This is a genomic window from Caenimonas koreensis DSM 17982, assembly GCF_009646335.1.
Taxonomy (GTDB): domain Bacteria; phylum Pseudomonadota; class Gammaproteobacteria; order Burkholderiales; family Burkholderiaceae_C; genus Ramlibacter; species Ramlibacter koreensis.
This window is the reverse complement of the sequence record NZ_WJBU01000009.1, coordinates 150,576-174,970: the sequence shown is the minus strand read 5'-3', so window position 1 is coordinate 174,970 and position 24,395 is coordinate 150,576. Positions and strand designations below refer to the sequence as shown.

18 protein-coding genes are annotated in these 24,395 nt (G+C 64.6%); 3 read left to right on the top strand and 15 right to left on the bottom strand.

Going from position 1 to position 24,395, the window contains the following annotated elements; all coding sequences use genetic code 11:
• Positions 1 to 14: 14 nt before the first annotated feature.
• The 10 genes from rpoE to GHT07_RS10390 form a co-directional block, all read right to left on the bottom strand.
• Complete coding sequence (gene rpoE, locus GHT07_RS10435) at positions 15 to 650, bottom strand: RNA polymerase sigma factor RpoE (protein WP_153585010.1); 636 nt, start codon at positions 648 to 650, stop codon at positions 15 to 17.
• Positions 647 to 1,105 carry a hypothetical protein gene (locus GHT07_RS10430; protein ID WP_153585009.1) on the bottom strand — a complete coding sequence of 153 codons (459 nt, stop codon included), beginning with the start codon at positions 1,103 to 1,105 and terminating at the stop codon, positions 647 to 649. The genes rpoE and GHT07_RS10430 overlap by 4 nt, the downstream gene beginning before the upstream one ends.
• Positions 1,106 to 1,144: 39 nt before the next feature.
• Entirely contained in the window at positions 1,145 to 2,392 is a 1,248-nt protein-coding gene (fabF, locus tag GHT07_RS10425) for a beta-ketoacyl-ACP synthase II (protein WP_153585008.1), read from the bottom strand.
• A 32-nt stretch (positions 2,393 to 2,424) separates the two neighbouring features.
• Positions 2,425 to 2,664, bottom strand: a complete 240-nt coding sequence (gene acpP, locus GHT07_RS10420; protein WP_153585007.1) for an acyl carrier protein — start codon at positions 2,662 to 2,664, stop codon at positions 2,425 to 2,427.
• A gap of 115 nt (positions 2,665 to 2,779) precedes the next feature.
• A complete protein-coding gene (gene fabG / locus GHT07_RS10415) occupies positions 2,780 to 3,526 on the bottom strand; it encodes a 3-oxoacyl-ACP reductase FabG (RefSeq protein WP_153585006.1) in 747 nt (248 codons plus the stop codon).
• Positions 3,523 to 4,473 carry an ACP S-malonyltransferase gene (fabD, locus tag GHT07_RS10410; protein WP_153585005.1) on the bottom strand — a complete coding sequence of 317 codons (951 nt, stop codon included), beginning with the start codon at positions 4,471 to 4,473 and terminating at the stop codon, positions 3,523 to 3,525. The genes fabG and fabD overlap by 4 nt, the downstream gene beginning before the upstream one ends.
• 26 nt (positions 4,474 to 4,499) lie before the next feature.
• Entirely contained in the window at positions 4,500 to 5,477 is a 978-nt protein-coding gene (locus GHT07_RS10405) for a beta-ketoacyl-ACP synthase III (protein WP_153585004.1), read from the bottom strand.
• A gap of 28 nt (positions 5,478 to 5,505) precedes the next feature.
• Positions 5,506 to 6,555: a phosphate acyltransferase PlsX gene (gene plsX / locus GHT07_RS10400; protein WP_153585003.1), complete on the bottom strand. Its 1,050-nt coding sequence runs from the start codon at positions 6,553 to 6,555 to the stop codon at positions 5,506 to 5,508.
• A gap of 106 nt (positions 6,556 to 6,661) precedes the next feature.
• Entirely contained in the window at positions 6,662 to 6,844 is a 183-nt protein-coding gene (gene rpmF / locus GHT07_RS10395; RefSeq protein WP_153585002.1) for a 50S ribosomal protein L32, read from the bottom strand.
• Positions 6,845 to 6,996: 152 nt separating this feature from the next.
• Positions 6,997 to 7,548 (bottom strand): YceD family protein, encoded by a 552-nt coding sequence (locus GHT07_RS10390; RefSeq protein ID WP_153585001.1) that lies wholly within the window; start codon positions 7,546 to 7,548, stop codon positions 6,997 to 6,999.
• Positions 7,549 to 7,574: 26 nt separating this feature from the next.
• Between GHT07_RS10390 and GHT07_RS10385 the strand changes: the two genes are divergently transcribed.
• A complete protein-coding gene (locus GHT07_RS10385) occupies positions 7,575 to 8,183 on the top strand; it encodes a Maf family nucleotide pyrophosphatase (RefSeq protein ID WP_153585000.1) in 609 nt (202 codons plus the stop codon).
• Positions 8,183 to 8,941, top strand: a complete 759-nt coding sequence (locus GHT07_RS10380) for an SAM-dependent methyltransferase (RefSeq protein ID WP_153584999.1) — start codon at positions 8,183 to 8,185, stop codon at positions 8,939 to 8,941. The genes GHT07_RS10385 and GHT07_RS10380 overlap by 1 nt, the downstream gene beginning before the upstream one ends.
• 6 nt (positions 8,942 to 8,947) lie before the next feature.
• Here the strand turns inward: GHT07_RS10380 and GHT07_RS10375 are convergent, their stop codons facing one another.
• Genes GHT07_RS10375 through GHT07_RS10365 form a run of 3 tightly spaced genes read right to left on the bottom strand, consistent with a single transcriptional unit; the run spans position 8,948 to position 10,996 of the window.
• Positions 8,948 to 9,964 (bottom strand): S49 family peptidase, encoded by a 1,017-nt coding sequence (locus tag GHT07_RS10375; protein WP_153584998.1) that lies wholly within the window; start codon positions 9,962 to 9,964, stop codon positions 8,948 to 8,950.
• 2 nt (positions 9,965 to 9,966) lie between these two features.
• Positions 9,967 to 10,332, bottom strand: coding sequence for a Rieske (2Fe-2S) protein (locus tag GHT07_RS10370; protein ID WP_153584997.1), 366 nt, complete (start codon positions 10,330 to 10,332; stop codon positions 9,967 to 9,969).
• 4 nt (positions 10,333 to 10,336) lie between these two features.
• Positions 10,337 to 10,996 carry an HAD family hydrolase gene (locus GHT07_RS10365; protein ID WP_153585135.1) on the bottom strand — a complete coding sequence of 220 codons (660 nt, stop codon included), beginning with the start codon at positions 10,994 to 10,996 and terminating at the stop codon, positions 10,337 to 10,339.
• A gap of 78 nt (positions 10,997 to 11,074) precedes the next feature.
• Between GHT07_RS10365 and GHT07_RS10360 the strand changes: the two genes are divergently transcribed.
• Positions 11,075 to 21,823: a tetratricopeptide repeat protein gene (locus GHT07_RS10360; protein WP_153584996.1), complete on the top strand. Its 10,749-nt coding sequence runs from the start codon at positions 11,075 to 11,077 to the stop codon at positions 21,821 to 21,823.
• Here GHT07_RS10360 and GHT07_RS10355 read toward each other — a convergent pair.
• Positions 21,741 to 22,700: an RluA family pseudouridine synthase gene (locus GHT07_RS10355; protein WP_153584995.1), complete on the bottom strand. Its 960-nt coding sequence runs from the start codon at positions 22,698 to 22,700 to the stop codon at positions 21,741 to 21,743. The genes GHT07_RS10360 and GHT07_RS10355 overlap by 83 nt on opposite strands.
• Positions 22,697 to 24,241, bottom strand: a complete 1,545-nt coding sequence (locus tag GHT07_RS21730) for a tetratricopeptide repeat protein (protein ID WP_153584994.1) — start codon at positions 24,239 to 24,241, stop codon at positions 22,697 to 22,699. Before GHT07_RS21730 ends, GHT07_RS10355 begins: the two co-directional genes overlap by 4 nt.
• Between the last annotated feature and the right edge of the window lie 154 nt (positions 24,242 to 24,395).

The window sequence follows — 24,395 nt, the reverse complement described above, 5'->3', positions numbered from 1 at the left end:
TTCCCGTTCGGGCTTCACCACCGCTTGCCTGTCTGGTTTTCCAGCATGGGCTTGACCTTGGTCGAAATCGCTTCGCGAGCCCGAAAGATTCGGGACCGCACGGTACCGATCGGACAATTCATCACTTCCGCGATCTCTTCATAACTCAGGCCCTCGATTTCGCGCAGCGTCACCGCCTGGCGCAACTCTTCAGGCAATGCTTCCATGGCGGCGTTCACCGCAGCCGCAATCTCCTTGGCTGCAAGCACTGTTTCCGGGGTTTCAGACGAGGTTAGTTCGTTCTGAACGCCGGAAGTTTCATCTTCTTCATCGCCGCTTGCGCCGCGCAACGCAGTTTCCGAGACAGTCGGGTCGCGCTTCATGTCGACCAGCGCCTTTTTTGCCGTGTTGACGGCGATGCGATACAGCCATGTATAAAACTGCGCCTCGCCCCGGAACTGCGCTAGCGCGCGGTAGGCGCGGATGAACGTCTCCTGGGCGATGTCTTCGATGAGGTCGGTGTCGCGAACCATGCGGCCGATCAACCGCTCAATGCGGCGCTGGTACTTCAGCACCAGCAGCTCAAAGGCCTTGTGGTCACCCGCGACGGTACTCTCGACCAGCATCAGGTCGGTATCGGAGGAGGTAGGTGGAGAGGGCGACTTCGTCATGATCGACCCGCCGCGGGCTGCGCCATGGGCAGCGGGTTGGGTCTGGCGCGCGAATATACCGCACGGCGCAGGTCATCCCAGCTCGCCGGCTCGCGCGAGCGCTCCAGCCAGAGCCAGCGGCTCGCGTCGCCGGCCTGCCATTGCAGCAGCATCCACTTCTGCAAGTCGAGCCGTGTGGTCACGGTGCCCTCGCGCGTTGCAAGGTGCTGCGTCCATTGCCAGCTCTCGCCGTCCCAGTGCAGCTGCCCAACTGCGCTGCGCCACCATGCGACGCCCGCGCAGACGCCGGCTGCCACCACAGCGAGCGCCATCGCGAAGCCGCGCCACCCAGGCGCTGCCGCGGTAGTCCACCACATCAACACCGACGCGAGGCCCAACAGCCAGAGCAGCAGGGAAAGCCATCCCGAGAAACGCGAACGCCCCACCGGGTAAGTCACCGACGGGGCGTTGTGCATTGATGGTCAGCGGGCAACGTCGCGATTCGTGAGCGCTGCTCAGCGCAGACGCTTGAAGACCAGGGTGCCGTTGGTGCCGCCAAAGCCGAAGTTGTTCTTCACGGCCACGTCGATCTTCATGTCACGCGCTGTGTTGGCGCAGTAGTCCAGGTCACACTCCGGGTCCTGGTTGAAGATGTTGATCGTGGGCGGGCTTTTCTGCTCATGCAGTGCCAGCACCGTGAACACCGATTCGATGCCGCCTGCGCCACCGAGCAGGTGACCCGTCATCGACTTCGTCGAATTCACCACCAGCTTGCGCGCGGATTCGCCGAACGCGAGCTTGATCGCGTTGGTTTCATTCAGGTCGCCCAGCGGCGTCGAAGTGCCATGCGCGTTGAGGTAGTTCACCTCATCCGTATTGACGCCTGCATCGCGCAGCGCGCTCACCATTGAACGGCGGGGGCCATCAACGTCAGGCGCAGTCATGTGATACGCATCGGCACTCATGCCAAAGCCCGAAAGCTCCGCATAAATCTTTGCACCTCGCGCTTTCGCATGTTCGTACTCCTCAAGCACGAGAACGCCCGCACCCTCACCCAGCACGAAACCATCTCGATCCTTGTCCCAGGGGCGCGAAGCCGTGGTCGGATCGTCGTTGCGAGTGGACAGGGCACGCGCCGAAGCAAAACCGCCGATCCCCAAAGGAGAAATCGCCGATTCCGCCCCGCCGGCAATCATCACGTCGGCGTCACCGCACTGGATGAGCCGCGCCGAAAGGCCGATGGCATGAAGGCCCGTCGTGCAAGCCGTGACAACTGCGATATTGGGGCCGCGAAAGCCGTATTTGATCGACACATGACCTGAGATCATGTTGATGATCGAGGCTGGCACGAAGAACGGCGAGATACGGCGCGGGCCGCGGTTCGTCAGATCGGCGTGGGTGGTCTCGATCATGGGCAAGCCGCCAATGCCAGCGCCGATGTTCACGCCAATACGAGTGGACTCGTCGACATCGAGCGCGTCATTGACCTTCAAGCCGCTATCGACCACCGCCTGGCAGGCTGCCGCCAGGCCAAGGTGGATGAACCGGTCCATGTGGCGGGCTTCCTTCTCGGCGATGTAGTCGCCGATGTTGAAACCCTTCACTTCACCGGCGAACTTCACCGCGAACGGGCTGGCGTCGAACAGCGTGATATCCGCGATGCCCGACTTGCCCTCGATGAGATTGGCCCACGATTGCGCCACCGTATTGCCCACAGGGCTGACACAGCCCAGGCCGGTGACGACGACTCGGCGTCCAGTCATGGCATGCCCCAACTAGTCAAAGCCAACTGACCTCAGGCCTTCTGGTGCGCGTTGGCGTAATCGATGGCGTTTTGCACGGTGGTGATCTTCTCGGCGTCCTCATCCGGGATCTCGATGCCGAACTCGTCTTCGAGCGCCATCACCAGTTCCACCGTGTCCAGCGAGTCGGCGCCCAGGTCAGCCACGAAGGCCTTTTCGCTGGTGACTTGCGACTCTTCCACACCGAGTTGCTCGGCGATGATTTTTTTGACACGTGCTTCGATATCGCTCATGGTTCCCTCAAAGGGTTGTAAATAGATCCGCGATTTTAATGCGCTACAGGGACCAATCCCTGTAGGCGCCCGCCGGGCGGATAGACCGGCGTTGAACGCCACGGTGGCTGGCCTCTCAGCCCATGTACATGCCACCGTTGACGTGAATTTCCTGCCCGGTCACATAACCGGCCTGCGGAGAAGCCAAAAAACCAACTGCGTGCGCAATATCAGCTGGCTTGCCCAGGTGCCCCAGCGGAATCTGCCCCAGCAGCGCCTTCTGCTGCTCTTCAGGCAGGCTGGCTGTCATGTCGGTTTCGATGAAACCCGGCGCCACGCAATTCACTGTGATGCCGCGGCTGCCCAGTTCACGGGCCAGCGCGCGCGTCATGCCGGCAACACCAGCCTTCGCGGCCGCGTAGTTGGCCTGGCCGGGATTGCCCGACGCGCCGACAACCGATGTGATATTGATGATGCGGCCGTAGCGCTGCTTCATCATCGTGCGCATGACTGCGCGGCTCATGCGGAACACGGCTTTGAGGTTGGTGTCGAGCACGGCGTCCCAGTCGTCGTCTTTCAGGCGCATCGCCAGCATGTCGCGCGTGATGCCCGCGTTGTTCACCAGCACGTGGAGCGCGCCATGCTCTTTCACGATCGAATCAATCAATGCTTCACCGGCGGCGGCATTGTTCACGTCCAGGGCTGCGCCGCGGCAACCTGCATGCGTGCGAAGCGCCGTGGTGATTTTTGCTGCGCCGTCGTCCGTCGTGGCGGTGCCGGTCACCTTGAAGCCGCGCTGGGCGAGCTCGGCAGCAATCGCGGCGCCAATACCCCTCGACGCGCCTGTAACCAGGGCCACTTGCCCCTCGGTCTTCATGGTCATGCGAGCAGCCCTTTCGCCTCGGCCAGTGATGCGGGGTCGAACATTGCCACGCCCGTCAGGTCGCCGTCGATGCGCTTGACCATGCCTGCCAGGACTTTGCCCGGCCCGCACTCCACGACCGTCGTGATCGCGCGCGCCTTGATGGCCTGCACACATTCGACCCAGCGAACCGGCCCGAAGGCCTGCTCATAGAGAGCGGCCCGGATGCGATCAGGATCCGTCTCTATCTTTGCCTCGATATTGTTGATGACCGGAATTTGCGGCTGCGCGAATTGCGTTGCCGCGAGCTTGTCCTTGAGCTTTTCGGCTGCAGGCTTCATCAGGCTGGAGTGGAACGGCGCCGACACCGGCAGCGCCAACGCGCGCTTGGCACCATTGGCCTTCAACACCTCGCAGGCCTTTTCGACCGCGGCCTTGCTGCCGGCGATGACGGTCTGGGCAGGGTCGTTGAAGTTCACCGCCTCGACGACTTCGCTGCTGTTCGCGCCGAACGTGCGAGCAGCTTCCGCGCAACCATCTATCACCTGTTGCGCAGGCATGCCCAGGATGGCTGCCATTGCACCGGTGCCGACCGGCACCGCCTCTTGCATGGCCCGCGCGCGAAAGCGCACCAGCGGAGCGGCCTGCGCGAGGCTGAGCACACCGGAGGCAACCAGCGCCGAATACTCACCCAGCGAGTGGCCCGCCACGGCGGCCGGCGCATAGCCGCCCTCAGCCAGCCACGCACGATAGACCGCGACACCGGCTACCAGCATCACAGGCTGCGTGTTGGTCGTCAGGCCAAGCGCTTCCTTCGGCCCCTCCTTGATGAGCCTGGCCAGGTCTTCGCCCAACGCGTCCGAGGCTTCCTGCAGCGCGCCCGTCACAGCCGGGTGATCGCCCCATGCATCCAGCATGCCGACGGACTGCGAACCTTGGCCTGGAAAAACAAATGCAAACGGTTTCATTCTTGTGTTTGAAAAAATGGATCGGCTCAGAAGTCGAGCAGCACCGCGCCCCAGGTAAAGCCGCCGCCGACGCCTTCGAGCATCAACGTGTCACCTTTTTTGATCTTGCCGCTTCTCACCGACGCGTCCAGGGCCAGCGGGATTGATGCGGCAGATGTATTGCCATGCTCGTTCACTGTCACGATGAGCTTGTCGAGCGACATCTTCAGCTTCCTGGCGGTGCCTTGCATGATCCGGATATTCGCCTGGTGGGGAATAAGCCAGTCGATGTCGGCCTCGGTACGGCCTGCCTTGGTCAGGGTGGCGCGCGCGGCATCTTCAAGCACGCCGATCGCCAGCTTGAAAACGGCCTGGCCATCCATCTTGAGCAGCGGATCGCCCAGGATCTTGCCGCCCGAAACAGTACCCGGCACGCACAGGATGCCCACGTGCTTGCCGTCAGCGTGGAGGTCGGTCGCCAGAATACCCGGGGTGTCCGAGGCTTCGAGAACAACAGCGCCAGCGCCGTCCCCAAAGAGAACGCAGGTCGTGCGGTCGGTGAAATCAAGGATGCGCGAGAAGACTTCTGCGCCGATGACCAGCGCCTTGCTGGCCGAGCCGGTGCGGATCATTGCGTCAGCGATCGTGAGCGCGTAGACGAAGCCGCTGCACACCGCCTGAACATCGAACGCCGCGCACCCGGCAATGCCGAGCTTGTTCTGCAGGATGCAGGCCGCTGACGGGAACACCATGTCGGGTGTCGATGTGGCGACGATGATCAGGTCGATTTCGTCGGCGTTGCGGCCGGCTGCCTCCAGCGCGTTGCGCGCTGCCTGAGCGCCCAGGTCGCTGCTGGTGACATCAGGCGCTGCAAAGTAGCGGGAATGAATACCTGTGCGCTCAACGATCCACTGGTCGGACGTTTCGATTCCGGTGGCCGCCAGTTCGGCAGCAAGATCCGCATTGGTCACACGCCGCGGCGGCAGGTAGCTTCCGGTGCCGGTAATGCGCGAATATTTGTTCATCGATCAGGCGGCTACAGCGTCGTTTTTATCAGGCGGTGACAGCGTCATTGTTGGGCACAGGCTCATCAGGTGCGGCCAGCAAGGGCCGGGCATGGGCAATTCGGGCCTGGACGCGCTCAAGCAAGTTGTTTCGGGCCGCATCATAAGCCCGATTCAAAGCCTGCTCGAAAGCGACCTCGTCGGCTGAGCCATGGCTCTTGAAGACAAGGCCGCGCAGGCCCAAGAGTGCCGCGCCGTTGTAGCGACGGTAGTCAACCCGATTTTTAAAGGAAGATAGGATCGGATAGACAGCAATTGCTGCAATTTTGGTGAAAATATTTCGAGAAAACTCTTCCTTCAGGAAGCCACCAATCATTTGGGCGAGACCCTCGCTAGTCTTGAGGGCCACGTTGCCGACAAAACCGTCACACACGACGATGTCGGTCGTTCCCTTGAAAATATCGTTGCCCTCGACATTTCCATAAAAATTGAGATCGCCGGAGTTAGCAGCTGAACGCAGCAATTCGCCAGCTTTTTTAATTACTTCGCTGCCTTTTATCTGTTCTTCGCCGATGTTCAGGAGGCCGACTGTGGGTGCTTCGACATGGTTGAGCGCAGACACCAGTGCCGAGCCCATGACGGCGAACTGGAGCAAATGCTGCTCGGAGCAGTCCACATTGGCACCCAGGTCAAGCACGGTCGTGGCGCCGCCTTTTGCGTTCGGCAACGGATAGGCAATGGCCGGCCGGTCAATTCCCTCGACGGTCTTGAGGAGGTATCGCGCCAGCGCCATCAGCGCCCCTGTGTTGCCGGCAGAAACGGCGGCCTGCGCGTTGCCGTCCTTGACCTGCTGGATCGCCACGCGCATGGAAGAGTCTTTTTTGCGGCGCAGCGCCACTTCGACCGGGTCGTCCATCGCGACGACTTCAGAGGCACCCACCACGGTCGCGCGAGGATGATGGAACCCCTTCAGGCTGTCAGGCACGCCGACCAGCAACAGGTGTGCCTGCTCGTGGGATTCCAGGAAGTGGCGGCAGGCGGCGAGCGTGACCCGGGGGCCATGGTCACCCCCCATGCAGTCGACAGCCAGAGTAGTCATGGACCTAAATGTACGAGCAAATAAAAAGGGCCCGGACTGCGCCGCAGTCGGGCCCTGGAATTCGGTGCAAAACGCGCTTCAGGCGTTCAGTCTGAGGTGACGCGAATTACGCGTCGTTCTTGGTCTTGAGCACCTTGCGGCCACGATAAAAGCCCGTGGGGCTGATGTGGTGACGCAGGTGAATTTCGCCGGTGGTCGGCTCGACAGCGATGCCCGGCGTGACCAGGGCGTTGTGCGAGCGGTGCATTCCGCGCTTGGAAGGCGACTTTTTGTTCTGCTGGACGGCCATGAGGGGCTCCTGGAGTTCAAGCCCCACACGGCAAGCGCGAGGCGGTTAGATTGGTTGGATGGACGCGGCGAACTGTCGGCCGAAGCCAAGTCCACAGACGCGAAGCCCACGATTATAGCCCAACCGGACTTCTTTGCGACGCCCGGGCGGGCTCAGCTTTCCTTTTTCCCGGGCTTGAGTTTGCCCAGGACGGCAAATGGATTCTCGCGCTCCTCATTGGCAGCCTCGAATCCGGGGTCCTCGACAGACAGAACCACAGGCTCGGGGCAGACGTCGTGGCGGGGTGCAATGGGCATCTCCAGGAGCATCTCGTCCTCGATCAGCTCGTGCAGGTCGAAGGCGCGACTGAGCGCCAGCAAATCCTCTTCGGCCTCGTCGTCCTGGGCTTGCGCCGTCTCCTCATCCGCGACAAACCGGAATGACCGCTCCACTTCCACGTCGACATCAACAGGCTGCAGGCAGCGCTGACACGTCAGGGGCAGCGTTGCTCCCGCGCGAAGATGCAGCCAGATGTCGGGGTGAACATGCAGCGGATTGCGCACTTCACCCGTTGCCGTCCACTCGACCTGCGCCTGTTGGCTCGCTCCCGCCGTCTCGGCCTCGAGGCGCTTGAATTCACCGATGGGCGCCGCGCCGTCGATCACGGCGCCCGCTTCGGCGAACGACTTCACATCCAGCTTGCGCGGCGAAAACTGCTTGTCCATCGATTCAGTGTAAGAGAATCCCCGGCATGCCCCATGCCCAGGCCCCCAAGCAAACGCAGCGCGCGCTCGTGCTCGGCTCCAGTTCCCCTTACCGGCGCGAACTGCTGTCCCGCCTCAAACTCAGCTATGACGTCGCCGTGCCCGATGTCGACGAAACGCCGCATCCGCAGGAAAACCCGCGCGATCTCGCCCTTCGACTGGCGCTGGCAAAAGCCCACGCGGTCGCGCGCAACCACCCCACTGCCGTCGTAATCGGCTCCGACCAGGTCGCTGACCTCGACGGCGAACCCATCGGCAAACCTGGCACGCACGATCGCGCGGTGGCCCAACTGCGCCGGATGCGCGGCCGCACGGTCGTATTCCAGACGGCTGTCGCCGTGGTGTGCCATGAGACCGGTTTCGAGCAGGTCGATCTCGCGCCTGTGCATGTGAAGTTTCTCGATCTCACGGACGATGAAATCGAGTCCTACCTGCTGGCTGAGCAACCTTATGACTGCGCAGGCTCGGCCCGCAGCGAAGGCCTGGGCATCGCATTGCTTGCCGCCATCGAGAGCGACGATCCGTCGGCGCTTGTGGGCCTGCCGCTCATTCGCACGTGCCGCATGATCCGCGCGGCTGGCATCCGGGTGCTGTGATGGCGAGTCAACCCGGCGCGCTTTATCTCGTCCCCGCCCCACTCGACTTCGGCGGCACGCCGCAGCCGCTGGCGGGCTCGATTCCTGACCACACGATGGTGGTGGCTGCCGGATTGACGCACTGGATCTGCGAGAACGCCAAGACAGCTCGCTCGTACCTCAAGCGCATTGGCGAGTTGCATCCGCTCGCAGCGCCATTGCAGGAGCAGCACATCACCGAACTGCCGCGTGAAGTGCACAAAAAGGGCGACCACGATGGCAGCTTTGACGCCAGGCCCCTGCTCGCCGCCGCGCTCGCAGGCCACGATACCGGCCTGCTCAGCGAAGCCGGCATGCCCGCAGTGGCAGACCCTGGTTCGTCGGTCGTTCGGGCCGCGCACGAGCTGAACCTGCGCGTCGTGCCCCTGGTCGGGCCGGTGTCTCTATTGCTGGCGCTCGCCGCAAGCGGCCTGAACGGCCAGAACTTCGCATTTGTGGGCTACCTGCCGCAAGACGCCGGACCGCGCGCGCAGCGAATCCGCGAGCTGGAAACGCTGGCATTGAAAGGCCAGACCCAGCTCTTCATCGAAACGCCGTACCGCAACGCTGCGATCTGGGATGCGCTCGTCAAGACGCTGCACCCACAGACGCGGCTCGCTGTTGCCAGCGCGCTCACATTGCCTGCTGAGTCGACTCGCTGCCGCGCAGTGAGCGCGTGGCGCGGTGCGCCCTGCCCCGCTTCCAACGACGTGCCCGCCGTTTATCTGATCGGCAAATAGCCGCGATCAGCGAATGGCGGGAATGCCCTTCATCGCCTTGACGGCGCCTTCGCCAATGGCAGCGCCGAACTTCTTCGCCAGGCGTTCAGCGACGTTGTCGCGGCGCGTGTAGTCCACCACGTCTTCAGCCTTGATCACTTCGCGGGCGACATAGTCAAGGTTGCCGAGCTGGTCGGCCAGGCCCATTTCCACCGCTTGCTGGCCCGTCCAGAACAGGCCCGTGAACAGCTCGGGGCTGTCCTTGAGGCGCTTGCCGCGGCCGGCCTTCACCGCATCAATGAACTGGCGGTGAATCTGGTCGAGCATCGCCTGTGCGAATACGCGGTGCTTTTCCGTTTGCGGGCTGAACGGGTCCAGAAAGCCCTTGTTCTCGCCGGCGGTCATCAGGCGCCGTTCAACGCCAAGCTTTTCCATCAGCCCCGTGAAGCCGAAGCCATCCATCAGCACGCCGATGCTGCCGACGATGCTGGCCTTGTCGACAAAAATGCGATCGGTTGCGGCGGCAATGTAGTAAGCCGCCGATGCCGCCGACTCTTCCACCACCGCATAGACCGGCTTCTTGTACTTCGCGCGCAGGCGGCGGATTTCGTCGTTGATGATGCCGGCCTGCACCGGGCTGCCACCCGGCGAGTTGATCAGCAAGATGATGCCCTGCGCGCCGCTGTCTTCGAAGGCGCTTCGCATGGCGGCAACGACTGTTTCAGCGCTTGCATCCGAGCCCGATGCGATCTCGCCCTTGATCTCGATCACCGCCGTGTGGGCCAGCGTCTTGTCGCTCGCCGTGCCGCGGTGCATGAGTGACCAGGCAAGTACAACGAAGAACAGCAGCCATGCCAGCCGGGTGAACATGCGCCACCGGCGCGTCGTGCGCTGCTCATCGAGCGTGGCAAACATGAGTTTTTCGAACGTCGCCCGCTCCATCGCCAGCAAGCGCTCGGTCTCGCGTGCGGTCGCCGCTGCTGCGTCGGCCGCAGGCCGCGGATCCGGCTCTTGCGCAGCCGGAGGTTGTGTATCGATCGTCATCTTCAGAACTCGACTGGTTTGAGGTTATGGTCAGTATGCCAGTGCACCACACCGCCCTGCTCGGACAGGGTGATCTTCACCAGGCCACCGCGACAGGGGCCGCCTGCGCACTTGCCACTGTCCGGCTCGTACACCGCGCCGTGCGTGCTGCAAAGCAGCCAGCGCCCCGAATCGTCGAAGAAGCGATTGGGCTGCCAGTCCATCTCCATCGCGATATGTGCACAACGGTTGAGATAGGCATGCACGTGCCCTTCATAGCGCACGGCGAAGGCGCGGCAGGTCTGCCCGCCATACATCACATCGAACGGCACGGCGACGCCGCCGTCGACAAGGTCACCCGAATTGCAAAGCGGGATCAGTGCGTCCATGTGCTCAGGCGTTTTCAAGCAGCCAGTTGCGCAGATCCGCCACGGAATGCGCCACATGCAACGGCGCCAGCGCTTCGAACTCCGAAGGCTCATGCGCGCCGTAGCTCACCCCCACAGCGGCGCAACCCGCATTCACGGCCATCTGCAGGTCGTGGGTGGTGTCGCCCACCATCAGCATGCGCCCGGCAGGCACATCAAATTCACGCATCAGCTCCTGCAGCATCAGCGGATGCGGCTTGCCCTGCGTTTCATCAGCCGTGCGCGAGCCATCAAACAAGCCGTGAAGCTGCACCGAATGCAGCGCTTCATTCAAGCCTCGCCGCGACTTGCCCGTGGCAACGGCAAGCAGGTGGTGCCGCTGCTTCAACTCATTGAGCATGCTGATCGCGCCGTCGAACAACACAAGGTCGTCTTTGTGAGCCAGGTAATGATGCTGGTAGCGCGCACCGAGCTGCGGATACATCTCTTTCGGCACATCAGGCGCGGCGTGTGCCAGCGCCTGCATCAGGCCCATGCCGATGACATAGGCCGCCGCCTTCTCTGTCGGCTGCGCGCCGCCCACGTCGACGACTGCACGCTGTATGCAGCGCGTGATGATCCGGGTGGAGTCGAAAAGCGTGCCGTCCCAATCGAAGGCAATCAGGTCGAACCGGCGGGGGCGCATCTTGTTCATGGGGCGATTATCCGGGGGCTGGCAGCAAACCGTGTGCAGGTATAAACAGGCAACCCATCCAGGCCAGCAGTGAAGACCACCCGCACGACCTCGAACGCGGCGCCAGCGCCGGCGCTGGCTGCCGCATTCGCAGCCCACGCGGGCGGCAACATGCACGAGGCCGAGCGCATTTGCCGCGCCGTGCTCGCCCATGACGAGTCGAATGCCGACGCGTGGCACCTGCTCGGTGGCTTGATGCTGCAGGCGTGCGACTTTCCACAGGCCCAGGCGCACTTCGCCAAGGCACTGGCGCTGCGCGAAGACGCCACCTACCTGCTCAATTTCGCGCGTGCCCTGCAGGCGCAGCAACAGCTTGACGCCGCGCAAGCAGCCTTGCGCCGCGCGGCCGCACTCGCGCCGGGTAACCCCGAGATCCAACACCAGCTCGGCGTCGTTCTGCTCGAAGCGGGCCGACCGGGGCAAGCCGAACTGGCATTTCGCGCCCGCCTCGCCTGCGGTCCGCGCGATGCGGCCACGCTGTTCGCACTTGGCAGCGCACTGCTCAGTCAATCCAGGCTGCAGGACGCTCACGCCGCGCTGCTCGAAGCAACCCAGCTCCAGCCCGGCTTCGCAGATGCATGGCTGCAGCTGGGCCTGGTGCTCAACCAGCTCAACCAGTTGCAGGCCAGCGAGCAGGCACTTCGCAAGGCGATCGACCTGGGGCTGGTCTCTGCCGAAGCGTTTCATGCACTGGCTGTTGCCGTGCAAAGGCGCCGCCAGAGCGCGCAAGCCGAAGCCCTCTACGCACGTGCCATTGAGCTCAAACCCGACTTTGCTGCGGCCATCAATGGCCTGGGGTCCATCCATCGCCAGTGCGGCCGGTATGTCGAAGCCGAAGCAGCATTCCGGCATGCGCTTGAGCTCGACCCGCGTCACTTCTGGGCCCTGAACAACCTGGGCGGGCTGCTGGCCGGGCTGAACCGTCCTGGCGAAGCGCAAGCCGCCTTCCGCCAGGCCCTGGCACTGGAGCCGGCCAACGCCGACGCACGCCTGAATCTCGGCCTGCTCCTGCTCGCCAACGGCGACTTCCATGAGGGCTGGCCGCTCTACGAAGCGCGCTATGAATCCGGCCGCTTCGACGAGCAGTTCCCCACACCCGACTATCCGTTTCCCCTCTGGCAAGGCGAATCCCTCACCGGCAAATCTTTGGTCGTGTGGAGCGAGCAGGGCTTTGGCGACACGGTCCAGGTCGCGCGATACGCCGCGATGCTGAGGCAACGCGGACTCGCAAAATTGACGTGGGTGTGCCGGCCAGCGCTGCAGGCGCTGATTGCCACGGTCGATGGCATAGACCATGTCATCGACGAGCGCGCGCCTGTGGCCCCGCACGACTACTGGTGCCGCGCGATGAGCCTGCCGCTGCGTTTTGCGACGGACCTCGGCACGATTCCCGCGCAGCTGCCATACCTTCGCGCACCACCGTCGCGCATCGACAAATGGCGCACACACCTGCCCGCAGGAGGCTTCAAGGTCGGCCTGGTCTGGAAGGGATCGCCGCATCACATGAACGACGCGAACCGGTCGCTGCCCGGGCTGGAAACGCTGGCACCGCTGTGGTCAGTGCCGGGCATCACCTTCGTGAGCCTGCAAAAAGATGCGGATCAGGAGCAGGCGCTCCACCCACCGCCGGGCCAGCCTATCCTGACGCTGGGCAACGACATCGAGGATTTCGCCGACACCGCAGCGATCATCGAATTGCTCGACCTGGTGATCAGCGTCGATACAGCCACGGTGCATGTCGCGGGTGCGCTGGGCAAACCCGTGTGGGTGCTGCAGCCCGCATTCGGCATCGACTTCCGCTGGCTCGACAACCGCGACGACTCGCCGTGGTACCCCGGCGTGATGCGCCTGTTTCACCAGACCGCTGCGCAAGACTGGGCACCTGTGATCGAGCAAGTGCGTGACGCGCTGCGAGAAGCGGCAGCGCACGAGGCAGGCCATCAAGAACCGGCGCAGTTGCAAAATGCCCAGCTGAAGATGGACGCAAAAGCAGCAATCGCCGCAGGATTTGCAGCGCACACCGCAGGCAGGCTTGAGGAGGCGCAAGCCGCCTACCAGCGGGCGCTCGACGCAGACCCGGCGAGCGCCGATGCCTGGCATTTTCTGGGCGGCGTGCGCTTGCAATCCGGCGATCTCGCGAGTGCAGAAGCCCACTTTCGAAAAGCGCTGGAGCTGCGCGAAGACCCGCTCTTCCTGCTGAACCTGAGCCGCCCGCTGGAAGCACAGCAGCGCTGGGACGAAGGCATTGCCGCACTTCGCCGCGGCTGCGAGCTCGCCCCGCAGAACCAGGAGATGCGCTATCGCCTCGGCGTGTTGCTGCTCAATGCGCGCCGCTTTGGCGAAGCCGAGGCCGCTTTGCGAACTGCCCTCACGCTGGGCCCGCGTGAAGCCGCCATGCTTTATCCGCTGGGCACAACGCTCGAGAAGCTCAATCGGCTCGAAGAGGCAGAGGCTGCGCTGCGCGAAGCGATCGCGCTCAAGCCTGACTACGCTGACGCCTGGTTTCATCTCGGGCTGGTGCTCAATCGCCGCGTCCAGCTGGCTGAATCTGAAGACGCGCATCGCAAGGCCATAGCGTTCGGCCAGACATCGCCCGAGTCCTACCAGGGCCTGGCCGTCGCGCTGCAACGCCGCCGCAAATGGGATGAGGCCGACGCCACATTCCGCCACGCCCTCGCGTTAAAACCCGATTTCGCAGCCGCCGTGAACGGCATGGGCACCACGCACCAGCAGCGTGGCGACCTGGCCAGTGCCGAGGCGGACTTCCGCCGCGCCATCGAGCTCGACCCGGAGCATTTCTGGGCCTACAACAACCTGGGCGTTTTGCTCGCGGGCCTCGGGCGGCGCACTGAAGCTGAAGCCATGCTGCGCCGCGCACTCGAGCTGCAGCCCAACAACGCCGATGCGCTGATCAACCTCGGCTTCCTCTTGCTTGCAAGCGGGCGCTTCGAAGAAGGCTGGCCCTACTACGAAGCGCGGCACAAGCCGGGGCGCTTTGATGGGTCGCTGCGCTCGCCCGAATACCCGTTCCCGATGTGGAAGGGCGAGCCGCTGGCGGGCAAGTCGCTCGTCATCTGGAGCGAACAGGGCTATGGCGACACGATACAGATCGTGCGCTACGTGCCGCTGCTGCGGCAGCTGGGCATCACCAGGCTCACGTGGGTCTGCCGGCGGCCGCTGCGCGATTTGCTCGCGGGCGTTGTGGGCATCGACGCCATCGTTGACCAGAAAGCATCACCCGCACCACACGACTACTGGTGCCATGCCATGAGCCTGCCGCTGCGCCTGGGCACGCGGCTCGACAACATTCCCGCGCAACTGCCTTACCTGCGTGCGCCGGCGCAACGCATTGAAAAGTGGCGCGCGCGCCTGCCGGCAGGCGGATTCAAGGTGGGCCTGGTGTGGAAGGGCTCCACATCGCACCTGAACGACGAGCACCGTTCGCTGCCCGGCTTGCAGACGCTCGCACCGCTGTGGTCAGTGCCCGGCGTCACTTTCATCAGCCTGCAAAAAGGCGCCGGCGAACAGCAGGCCCTCAAGCCGCCCGCAGACCAACCCATCGCGGCGCTGGGCAACGACATCGATGACTTCGCTGACGCGGCGGCCATCATCGAGCAGCTCGACCTCGTCATCAGCATCGACACCGCACCGGTCCACCTCGCTGGCGCGCTGGGCAAGCCCGTGTGGGTGCTGCTGCCCGCACGCGGTATCGACTTCCGCTGGCTCATCGACCGCAAGGACTCGCCCTGGTATCCGGGTGTGATGCGCCTGTTCCACCAAGCCACGTCCGGCGACTGGTCCGCCGTCATCGACGAAGTGCGCACTGAACTGCGCAAGCTCGCGCCTGCAGGCTCGATGGCGCCGCAAGCAGGCAAGCCGCTTCTCGCACCACCTGCCAGGCCCGCGGCCAACACGGCGCTCGATGAAGCCATTGCCCTGCACAGCGCAGGCAAGCTCAAGCAAGCTGAAGCGGCCTACCGGCAATTGCTGGATCGCAGCCCGGACAACGCCGACGCATGGCACCTGCTTGGTGGTGTGTACCTGCAGTCGAGCGATTTCGTGCAGGCCGAAGCGCACTTCCGCCACGCGCTCACCCTGCGTGAAGACCCGCTCTTCCTGCTCAACCTCAGCCGCCCGCTCGAGGCGCAGCGCAAGTGGGACGAAGCGGTGCAAGTCGCCCGCCGCGCCATCGAGCTGCTGCCCGAGAGCATCGACATGCGGCATCGCCTGGGCGAAGTGTTGCTGCAGGCGGGGCGCCTTGAAGAGGCCGAACAGGCCTTTCGTGCAGCCATCGCTGTCGCACCCACTTACGCGCCATCGTGGCTGCAACTTGGCCAGGTGCTGGGCCGCCGCAGCCAACTGGAAGAAGCCGAAAAGGCGCACCGTAAAGCCGTGGACCTGGGCCTCGTTTCTGCCGAGGCCTTGCATGGCCTGGGTGTGGCGCTGGAACGCCTGCGCAAGTTCGATGAGGCCGAGGCCATGTTCCGGCGTGCCATCGACACCAATGCAGACTTCGCGCCTGCGATCAACGGTATCGGCACCTGCCATTTGCGCCGCGGCGAATTCGCTCAGGCTGAAACAGCCTTGCGGCGTGCACTTGAAATTGAACCGCGCGACATCTACACGCTGAACAACCTCAGCATGGTGCTGTCGGACACGGGCCGGCGCGATGAGGCGGAGACGCTCTTGCGCCGCGCGCTCGACATTGGCCAGGCAGGTGACGACACTTCCGCCCCGCACATTGCCACGGTGCAGCTCAACCTGGGCATGCTGCTGCTCGAATCGGGCCGGCTTGAAGAAGGCTGGCCGCTTTACGAAGCACGCTATCAACCGGGCCGCTTCGACACAACGCTGCGCACGCCGGCGTACGCCTTCCCGATGTGGACAGGTGAACCGCTCGCGGGCAAGTCGTTGGTGATCTGGAGCGAGCAAGGCTTTGGCGACACATTGCAGATCGTGCGTTACGCAGCCATGCTGCGCGAGCGCGGCCTGTCGACGCTGACGTGGGTGTGCCACCCAGCCCTGCACGAGTTGCTGTCGGCCGTCGAAGGCATCGACGCCGTCATCGATCACGACACGCCACCGCCGCCGCACGACTACTGGTGCTATGCCATGAGCCTGCCGCTGCGGTTCAGCACATCGCTGGCCACCATCCCGGCGAAGCTGCCGTATCTGCGCGCTCCGGCTGACCGTCTGGCAAAGTGGCGCCCGCGCCTGCCGCCTGCCGGATTCAAAGTCGCACTCGTGTGGAAAGGCTCGGCCAGCCACTTCAACGATGCGCAACGCTCGCTGCCCGGCCTGCAGACACTCGCGCCACTTTGGTCCGTGCCGGGCGTGAGCTTCATCAGCCTGCAAAAAGGTGAGGGCGAGCAGCAGGCCGCGCGCCCGCCTGCGAACCAGCCTGTCCTGCCGCTGGGCCACAGCATCCAGGACTTTGCCGATGCAGCGGCCATCATCGAACAGGTCGATCTCGTCATCACCGTCGATACCGCCACGGCCCATCTCGCCGGCGCACTCGGCAAACCCGTGTGGGTGCTGCTGCCCGCACGCGGCGTCGACTTCCGATGGCTGCTTGGCCGTGACGATTCGCCGTGGTATCCCGGCGTGATGCGCCTGTTCCGGCAAAGCTCGACTGACTGGGCGAGCGTCGTCAAGGCAGTGCGCACTGAACTCGCGCAACGCGTTCCGAAGGAGGTGGCCGCGCATCACACCCAGCTGGCCATGCCCAACATCGTGCTTTCGGCACCCGTGCGAAAGCCCGCATCGACGCCCGCGCCGCCAGCCCAATCGGCACCCGCACCGACCCTGCCTCCACTCGGCGAGCTGACGGCCCTGTACGAGCAAGGCGGCCGGCTGATGAATGCGGGCGATCTCGCGGGTGCGCAAAGCTGCTTGCGGCAAGTGCTGGCGAAACAGGAGCATCCGGTCGTGATGCTCAACCTCGCGCGCGTGCTGCGCGCAACCAAGGCACTCGATGAGGCCGAAGCCCTGCTGCGCCGCGCCATCTCTCTGTTGCCCGGCGCCGTGGAAATACAGCAGTTGCTGGGCATGGTGCTGCTGGATGCCGGCCGGCATGAAGAGGCCGTCACGGCCCTGGAGCTCGCACTCGCGTGGGACCGCAACAACCTCGCCACGCTCACGGCGCTGGGCCGCGCGCTCGAGGCGCTCGGCCGGCTCGAAGAGGCCGAAGCCCGACTGCGCAGCGCCATCGCCCTACAGCCCATGCACACCGATGCGTGGTTCACGCTGGGTCATGTGCTGCGAAAACAAGGCCGTCTCGCCGATGCCGAGGCGGCGCACCGCTTTGTGGTGCAGCAAGATCCGCGCTCGCCAGAAGCCGTGATTGGCCTGGTGAGCGTGCTGGCGATGCAAGGCGCCTATGACCAGGCTGAGGCCTTGCTGCGCAACGCCGTGCAGCAGCATCCCGAGCACGCCGCCTTGCAAACGCGGCTGGCCATGGTGCTGCAGGAGTCAGGCCGCACACGCGATGCCGTCGCGCAGTTTCGCCTCGCCCTGCAAAGCGATCCGGAGAACTTCTGGGCGCTCAACAACCTGGGCGTGTTGCTGGGTGAACTGGGCGATAGCGAGCAAGCGCAGCACATGCTGCTGCGCGCGCTTGAAGTCCGCCCCGGCAGCGGCGATGCGCGCTTGAACCTGGGCATGGTGCTGCTGGCAGCGGGCCGCTTCGACGAAGGCTGGCCGCACTACGAAGCGCGCAACCAGCAAGACCGGCTCGGCGGGTCGCTCTACTCGCCCCGCCATCCGTTCCCGCGCTGGACGGGCGAGCCGCTGGCGGGCCGTTCGCTGCTGATCTGGAGCGAGCAGGGCTACGGCGACACGCTACAGATCGTGCGTTACGTGCCGATGCTTCGGCAGCTCGGCATCACCCGGCTGAGCTGGGCCTGCCTGCCGCCCATGCGAGCGCTGCTGGCCTCGGTCGAAGGCATCGACGAAGTGATCGACCTGCACGACACGCCTGCGCCGCACGACTACTGGTGCCACGCCATGAGCCTGCCGCTGCGCCTGGGCACACGGCTGGACACGATCCCGTCGAAGCTGCCCTACCTGCGTGCGCTGCCCCAGCGCATGGCAAAGTGGCGCCCGCGCATGCCCGCCGCTGGGCTGAAGGTCGGGCTGATCTGGAAAGGCTCGACAACGCACGCCAACGACTCGCATCGATCGCTGCCGGGGCTGGAGACGCTCGCGCCTTTGTGGTCCGTGCCGGGTGTGACATTCGTGAGCCTGCAAAAAGGCGCCGGCGAACAGCAGGCCCTCAAGCCTCCCGCTGGCCAGCCGATCGTGCCGCTGGGCAATGACATCGAAGACTTCGCCGATGCAGCAGCCATCATCGAGCAGCTGGACCTGGTGATTGGCGTCGATACCGCATCGGTCCATCTCGCGGGCGCACTCGGCAAACCCGTGTGGGTGATGCTGCCGAACTACCGCGTTGACTGGCGCTGGCTGCAAGGCCGCGACGACTCGCCGTGGTATCCCGGTGTGATGCGTCTGTTCCGCTCCACGGCCGAAGGCGGATGGCCGCCGGTGATCGACGCCGTGCGCGCGGCGCTCGCAGGCCTGGCCGACAAGGAGACGCAGGCGAACCAGTGGTTCGCACGCGCCAATGCAGCGCGCCGTGAGGGCCGCACCGCACAGGCCGAAGCCGGGTACCGCAGCGCCATCGCACTGATGCCAGCTGCAGGCCGCTTCCACAGCAACCTGGGCGTGCTGCTGCGCGCATCGGGCCGCGCCGCCGAAGCAGAGGCCGCCTATCGCAGCGCGATCGAGGTCGAGCCGGGGTACGCCGAAGCGCACGCCAATCTGGGCAACCTGCTGCGCGCCAGCGGCCGTGTCGATGAAGCCGAAGCCAGCTACCGCGCCGCCATCGCCGCCAAGCCCGCGCTGCTCTCCGCGTGGAACGGCCTGGGCGCGCTGCTGGTGGAACAGAAGCGCTGGGACGAATCTGAAGCCGCGTTTCGCCGCGCGCTCGAAATCGACCCACAGCACGCTGAATCGTGGAACAACCTCGGCACGATGCTGCAGGACGCGCGACGCATCCAGGAATCTGAAGAAGCCTATGCGCGGGCGCTGGCGCTCAAGCCCGACTTTGCCGATGCAAGCAACAACCTGGGCGTGCTGCTGCAAAAGGCCGGGCGCGGGCAGGAAGCGCAGGCCATTTACGAGCGCGCGAAGAAGTTCCAGCCACTCGATGCGCGCTTTGCCAACAACGAAGCAGCGTTGCTCACCGAGGCCAAACGCTGGAAGGAAGCAGAGAGTGCCTACCGCCGCGCGCTTGAACTCAAGCCCGACTACGCCGATGCGCACAACAACCTGGGCGCCTTGCTGCACATCACCAACCGGCCAGAGGAAGCAGAAAAGGAACTGCGCGAAGCATTGAGGCTGCGGCCCGACAGCGCAGAGACGCAGCTCAATCTCGGCTCGCTGCTGCTCACGCAAGGCCGGCTCGCGCAAGGCTGGCCCTACTACGAAGCGCGCTACTCGTCGCAGCTGGCCGACCCGACGGTGCACGCGCCCAACTTGCCGTGCCCGGCATGGCGCGGTGAGTCGCTGCAAGGCAAGTCGATCATCCTGTGGCCCGAGCAGGGCTTTGGCGACAGCATCCAGTTCGTGCGCTACGCGCCGATGCTCAAGAAGCTCGGTGCTTCGCGCGTTACCGTGGTGTGCCATCCACCGCTGCAGCCCGTGCTGCAAACCGTGGCGGGCGTCGATGAAGTGGTGATCGACTTGCGCCAGCTGCGCACCCATGACTACTGGACTTTTCCGCTCAGCCTGCCGATGCGCTTTGGCACCACGCTCGAATCGATCCCGGGCGAGCTGCCCTATATCAGCGCAGATCCAGCGCGCGTGGCCCACTGGAAGAAACGCCTGCCCGAATCGAAGCTGAAGATCGGCCTCGTCTGGAAGGGTGCTGCGGGCCACAAGAACGACATGAACCGGTCGCTGCCTTCACTGGCGACGCTGGCTGCGCTGTGGACCATCGCAGGCGCCGCTTTTGTGAGCCTGCAAAAAGGCCAGGGCGAAGACGAAGCGTTACATCCGCCCGCGGGACAGCCCATCACCGCACTCGGCCAGGACATCAAAGACTTCGGCGACACGGCCGCGATCATCGCGAACCTCGATATCGTCATCTGTGTCGACACCGCCATCGCGCACCTCGCCGGCGCCATGGGCAAACCCGTGGCCGTGCTGCTGCCGTCTGTGGGCGTGGACTGGCGCTGGCTGCGCGAGCGCATCGACTCGCCGTGGTACCCCGGTGTGATGCAGCTGCGCCGCCAACCCACACCGGGCGACTGGGCCACGCCCATCGATGCGCTGTGCCAGTCGATCATGCCGAAGCGCACGCCGGAGCACGACCTCTTCGACGAAGCCGTGCAGCTTCAGCGCAAAGGTCAAACCGAGCCAGCGCTGGTGGCCTACCGCAAGCTGCTGACAATCAAGCCTGACAACCTGGCTGCACTCAACAACCTGGCTGTGCTGCTTGAAACGCAGGGGCCTTCGCAACAAGCAGAGCAACTCCTTCGCCGCGCCATCGCGCTGGATGCTTCTTACACCCAGGCGCGCACAAGCCTTGCCAACCTGCTTCAGCGAAGCGGCCGGCCCGATGAGGCAGAGCATCTGTATCGGCAAGTGCTCGAAGCAAGCGCGGCATCGCCGGTCAAATCCAGCGCAGAAGCGCAGCTGGGCCTGGGCAGCCTGCTGCTGTCCGAAGGCAAGTTCAAGGAAGGCTGGCCGCTTTATGAAGCGCGGCACTCACCCGTTCTCACCACACCCCTGGTCAGCGCGCCCGAACTGCCCTTCCCGCCGTGGTGCGGTGAGTCGCTTGAAGGCAAGTCGATCGTCATCTGGCCCGAGCAAGGCCTCGGCGACTTGATCCAGTTCTCACGTTATGCGCCTGTTCTTAAATCGATGGGTGCTGCACGCGTCGTGGTCTTCTGCAACAAGGCACTCGAGCCGGTGATGCGCACCGTGCAAGGCGTCGATGAAGTCAGTGTGGACGTGCTGCCTGTCTGCGACTACTGGTGCTTCGCGCTGAGCCTGCCGCTGCACTGCGGCACCACGCTGGAATCGATTCCTGCGGCGCTGCCTTACATCAGCGCCGACGCGAAGCGCGTGAAGACGTGGGCTCGGCGAATGCCACGAGCCGCGCTGAAGATCGGCCTGGTGTGGAAGGGTGCTGCCGGCCATGCCAACGATATGAACCGGTCGGTGCCGTCGCTTGCAGTGCTCGCGCCGCTGTGGTTGGTGCCGGGCGCCGCATTCGTGAGCTTGCAAAAGGGCCAGGGTGAAGACGAGGCCGCGCATCCGCCCAAAGGCCAGCCGATCAAGGCGTTGGGCGAGCAGATCGAAGACTTCGGCGACACCGCCGCCATCATCGCCAGCCTCGACATCGTGGTGTGCGTCGATACCGCCGTCGCACATCTTGCAGCCGCCATGGGCAAGCCAGTGGCGCTGCTGCTTTCTGCGCGCGGCACCGACTGGCGCTGGCTGCGTGAGCGCACCGATTCGCCTTGGTACCCAGGGGTGATGCGCCTGTTCAGGCAGCCCGTGCCCGGTGACTGGGCGACACCGGTTGCGCAAGTGGTTGCGCAGCTCGCGGCCGCAGCGCCTGCCGCGACCGTGCAAGCGGCCACACCAGCAGCCACACCAGCGGCCAAGCCTGCACGCAAGGCCGCAGCTGCTAAGCCTCGCGCGAAAACGCCGCGAGCGCCGAAGGCAACGGACTCTGCAGCGAAACCGCCTCGCCCGAAGCGGGGTGCGTGAACGCGAGCCGCCACGCATGCAGGAACATGCGCTTCAGGCCCGCCCTGGCCAGCGCCTTGTTCAATTCGAAATCGCCGTACTTGTCATCCCCCAGGATCGCATGGCCCTGCGAGGCGAGGTGCACGCGAATCTGGTGTGTGCGGCCCGTCTTGATCGTCACTTCGAGCAGGCTTGCTTCGCCCGTGGGCAGCGCCACCCGTCGCGCCACCTTCACAAGCGTGATCGAGCGCATGCCATCGGGGTCATCGCGCGCCACGACCTTCACGCGCCGCTCGCCATCGGCCTGCAGGTACTTGTGCAGCGGAACATCGATCACCTTCTTGTTCGCAGGCCACGTGCCGCTCACCATGGCCAGATAGGTCTTGCCGGTCTCGCGTTCGCGGAACTGGTCTTGCAAGTTGGTGAGCGCCGATCGTTTCTTCGCGACAAGCAGGATGCCGGATGTCTCGCGGTCAAGCCGGTGCACGAGCTCCAGGAATTTCGCCTGGGGCCGCGCTTGCCGCAATTGCTCGATCACGCCAAAGCTCACGCCGCTGCCGCCGTGCACCGCAACGCCGGCGGGCTTGTCGATCGCCAGCAGGTGATCGTCTTCGAACAGCACCGGAAATTCGCGCGCAGGTGCCGGCTTTTCCAGCTTCTCGGCCACTTTGTCGGACACGCGCGTGGGCGGAACCCGCACGATGTCGCCCTGCACCACACGCGTGTCGGCAGACGCACGCCCCTTGTTCACCCGCACTTCGCCGCTGCGGATGATCCGGTAGACGTGCGTCTTCGGCACGCCCTTCAACTCGCGGATCAGGAAATTGTCGAGCCGCTGGCCCGCCGACCCCTCGTCGACTTCGACGAACGTGGCCTGGGGCGCCGCAGGCGCAGTCATTGCGGCTGCGCCTCGCCCTGCGCAGCCAGCGCGTCGAGCGCGGCGCGCACCTCATCGATCACGCCCTGCCAGTTGCCGATCTGCTCCTGCCTGAACAGGCGCATCACGCCGGGGTACCACGGCGAATCATTGCGGCCGATGCCCCAGCGCCAGTCAAGGCCGCGGCGCGCAAGCAAAAGCCACACAGGTTTGCCGAGCGCGGCGGCCAGGTGCGCAACGGCCGTATCAACCGTGATCACCAGGTCCAGCTCATGGATCACGGCAGCCGTATCTGCAAAGTCGCGCAGCGATGTGCCAGCATCCAGAAGCGCCTGTCCAGCGGGGGGCGACTTCGCCTCCTCTTCGCCCGCACCCTTTTGCAGGCTGACGAACTGCACACCGGGCACGCTCCACAGCGACGACAGGCTGGACAGCGCCGCCAGCGAGCGAAACGCGTCATGCCGGTTGGCGGCCATGCCCTTCCAGACCAGGCCGACGCGCAGCACACCGGCCGGCCGCGGACCGAGCAGGGCCTTCGCAAATTCGGCGCGGTGTGCCGGCGCAGACAAATACGGCAGCGTGGCAGGAATATTGGAGATGTCGGTGCGCATGAGCCGCGGCACGCTCATCGTGTAGCACCAGTAGTCAAACTGGGCCGGTGCAGCCTTCACCAGCTCGTCGATGCCTTCCATGCCTTGCAGCAATGGCCGCAGTGGCGCGGCGCATTCGAGGGTGAGCCGCGACACGCCCATGCGCCGCAACAGCGGCACATAACGAACGATCTGGATCATGTCGCCGAACCCTTGTTCGGCCACGATATGCAGCGACTTGCCGTCCAGCGCCTGCCCCGCCCACGGCGTGCCCCCGGGCAAGGCCTGCCGTCGCACTTCGGCGCTCATGCTCGATGCATGGCGCGCTTCATAGCAGGCCCAGCCCTCCTCGTACTTGTCCCGCGCGAGCAGCAAGAGCCCGAGATTGAGCCGCAGGTCTGCCGTATTCGGCCAGCGCTCCACGGCGCCGCGGCATACCTGCTCCGCCTCGTCCATCCGCTGCTCGCAATGAAGCAGCAGCCCCAGGCCCTGGTGCGCTTCGCGCAGGTTCATGTCAATCCCGAGGGCCGAATGGAACATCTGCTCCGCTTCTGCCAGCCGCCCGAGGTGAAAGAGCGTATTGCCAAGACTGCTCATTGCGGCGCCAAAGTCGGGCGACGCTTCAATGGCGCGCCTGAACAGCACCTCTGAGGTGACCCATTCGCCTTTGAGCTGCATCACGACAGCAAGGCCATTGAGCGCCTGCGGATAGTCGGGCCTCAGCGCCACCGCCCGCTCAAATGCTGCCTGGGCAAGCGGCAGGTTGTTGCGCCGATAGTGCTCGCGTGCCAGCTGAAAGTGTGCAGGCGCTGAGTCGGGGTCTTGCTCCACGGCGCGCTTGAAACAGGCCAGGGCCTGATCATGACGGCCATCGTTTGCGGCCGCGCGTCCAACGGCGATCCACCTCGCCGACTCCTGCGGGTTCCGCGTCGTGCTTGCGGGGGTCTGGATGCCCCCTATAATGTGTTTCACTAGCGTAACGCTGTAAGTGGTTGATTTGCCTTGGAGTTTAGTCCACGCACTCACCGCCGGTTACGCTGGAAGGCCGGTGCCACCTTTGCTCACGTGCAAACTCACTCCAGTGCAAAGACAAGCCGGCGCGATGAAACACTTACGGAATACGAGT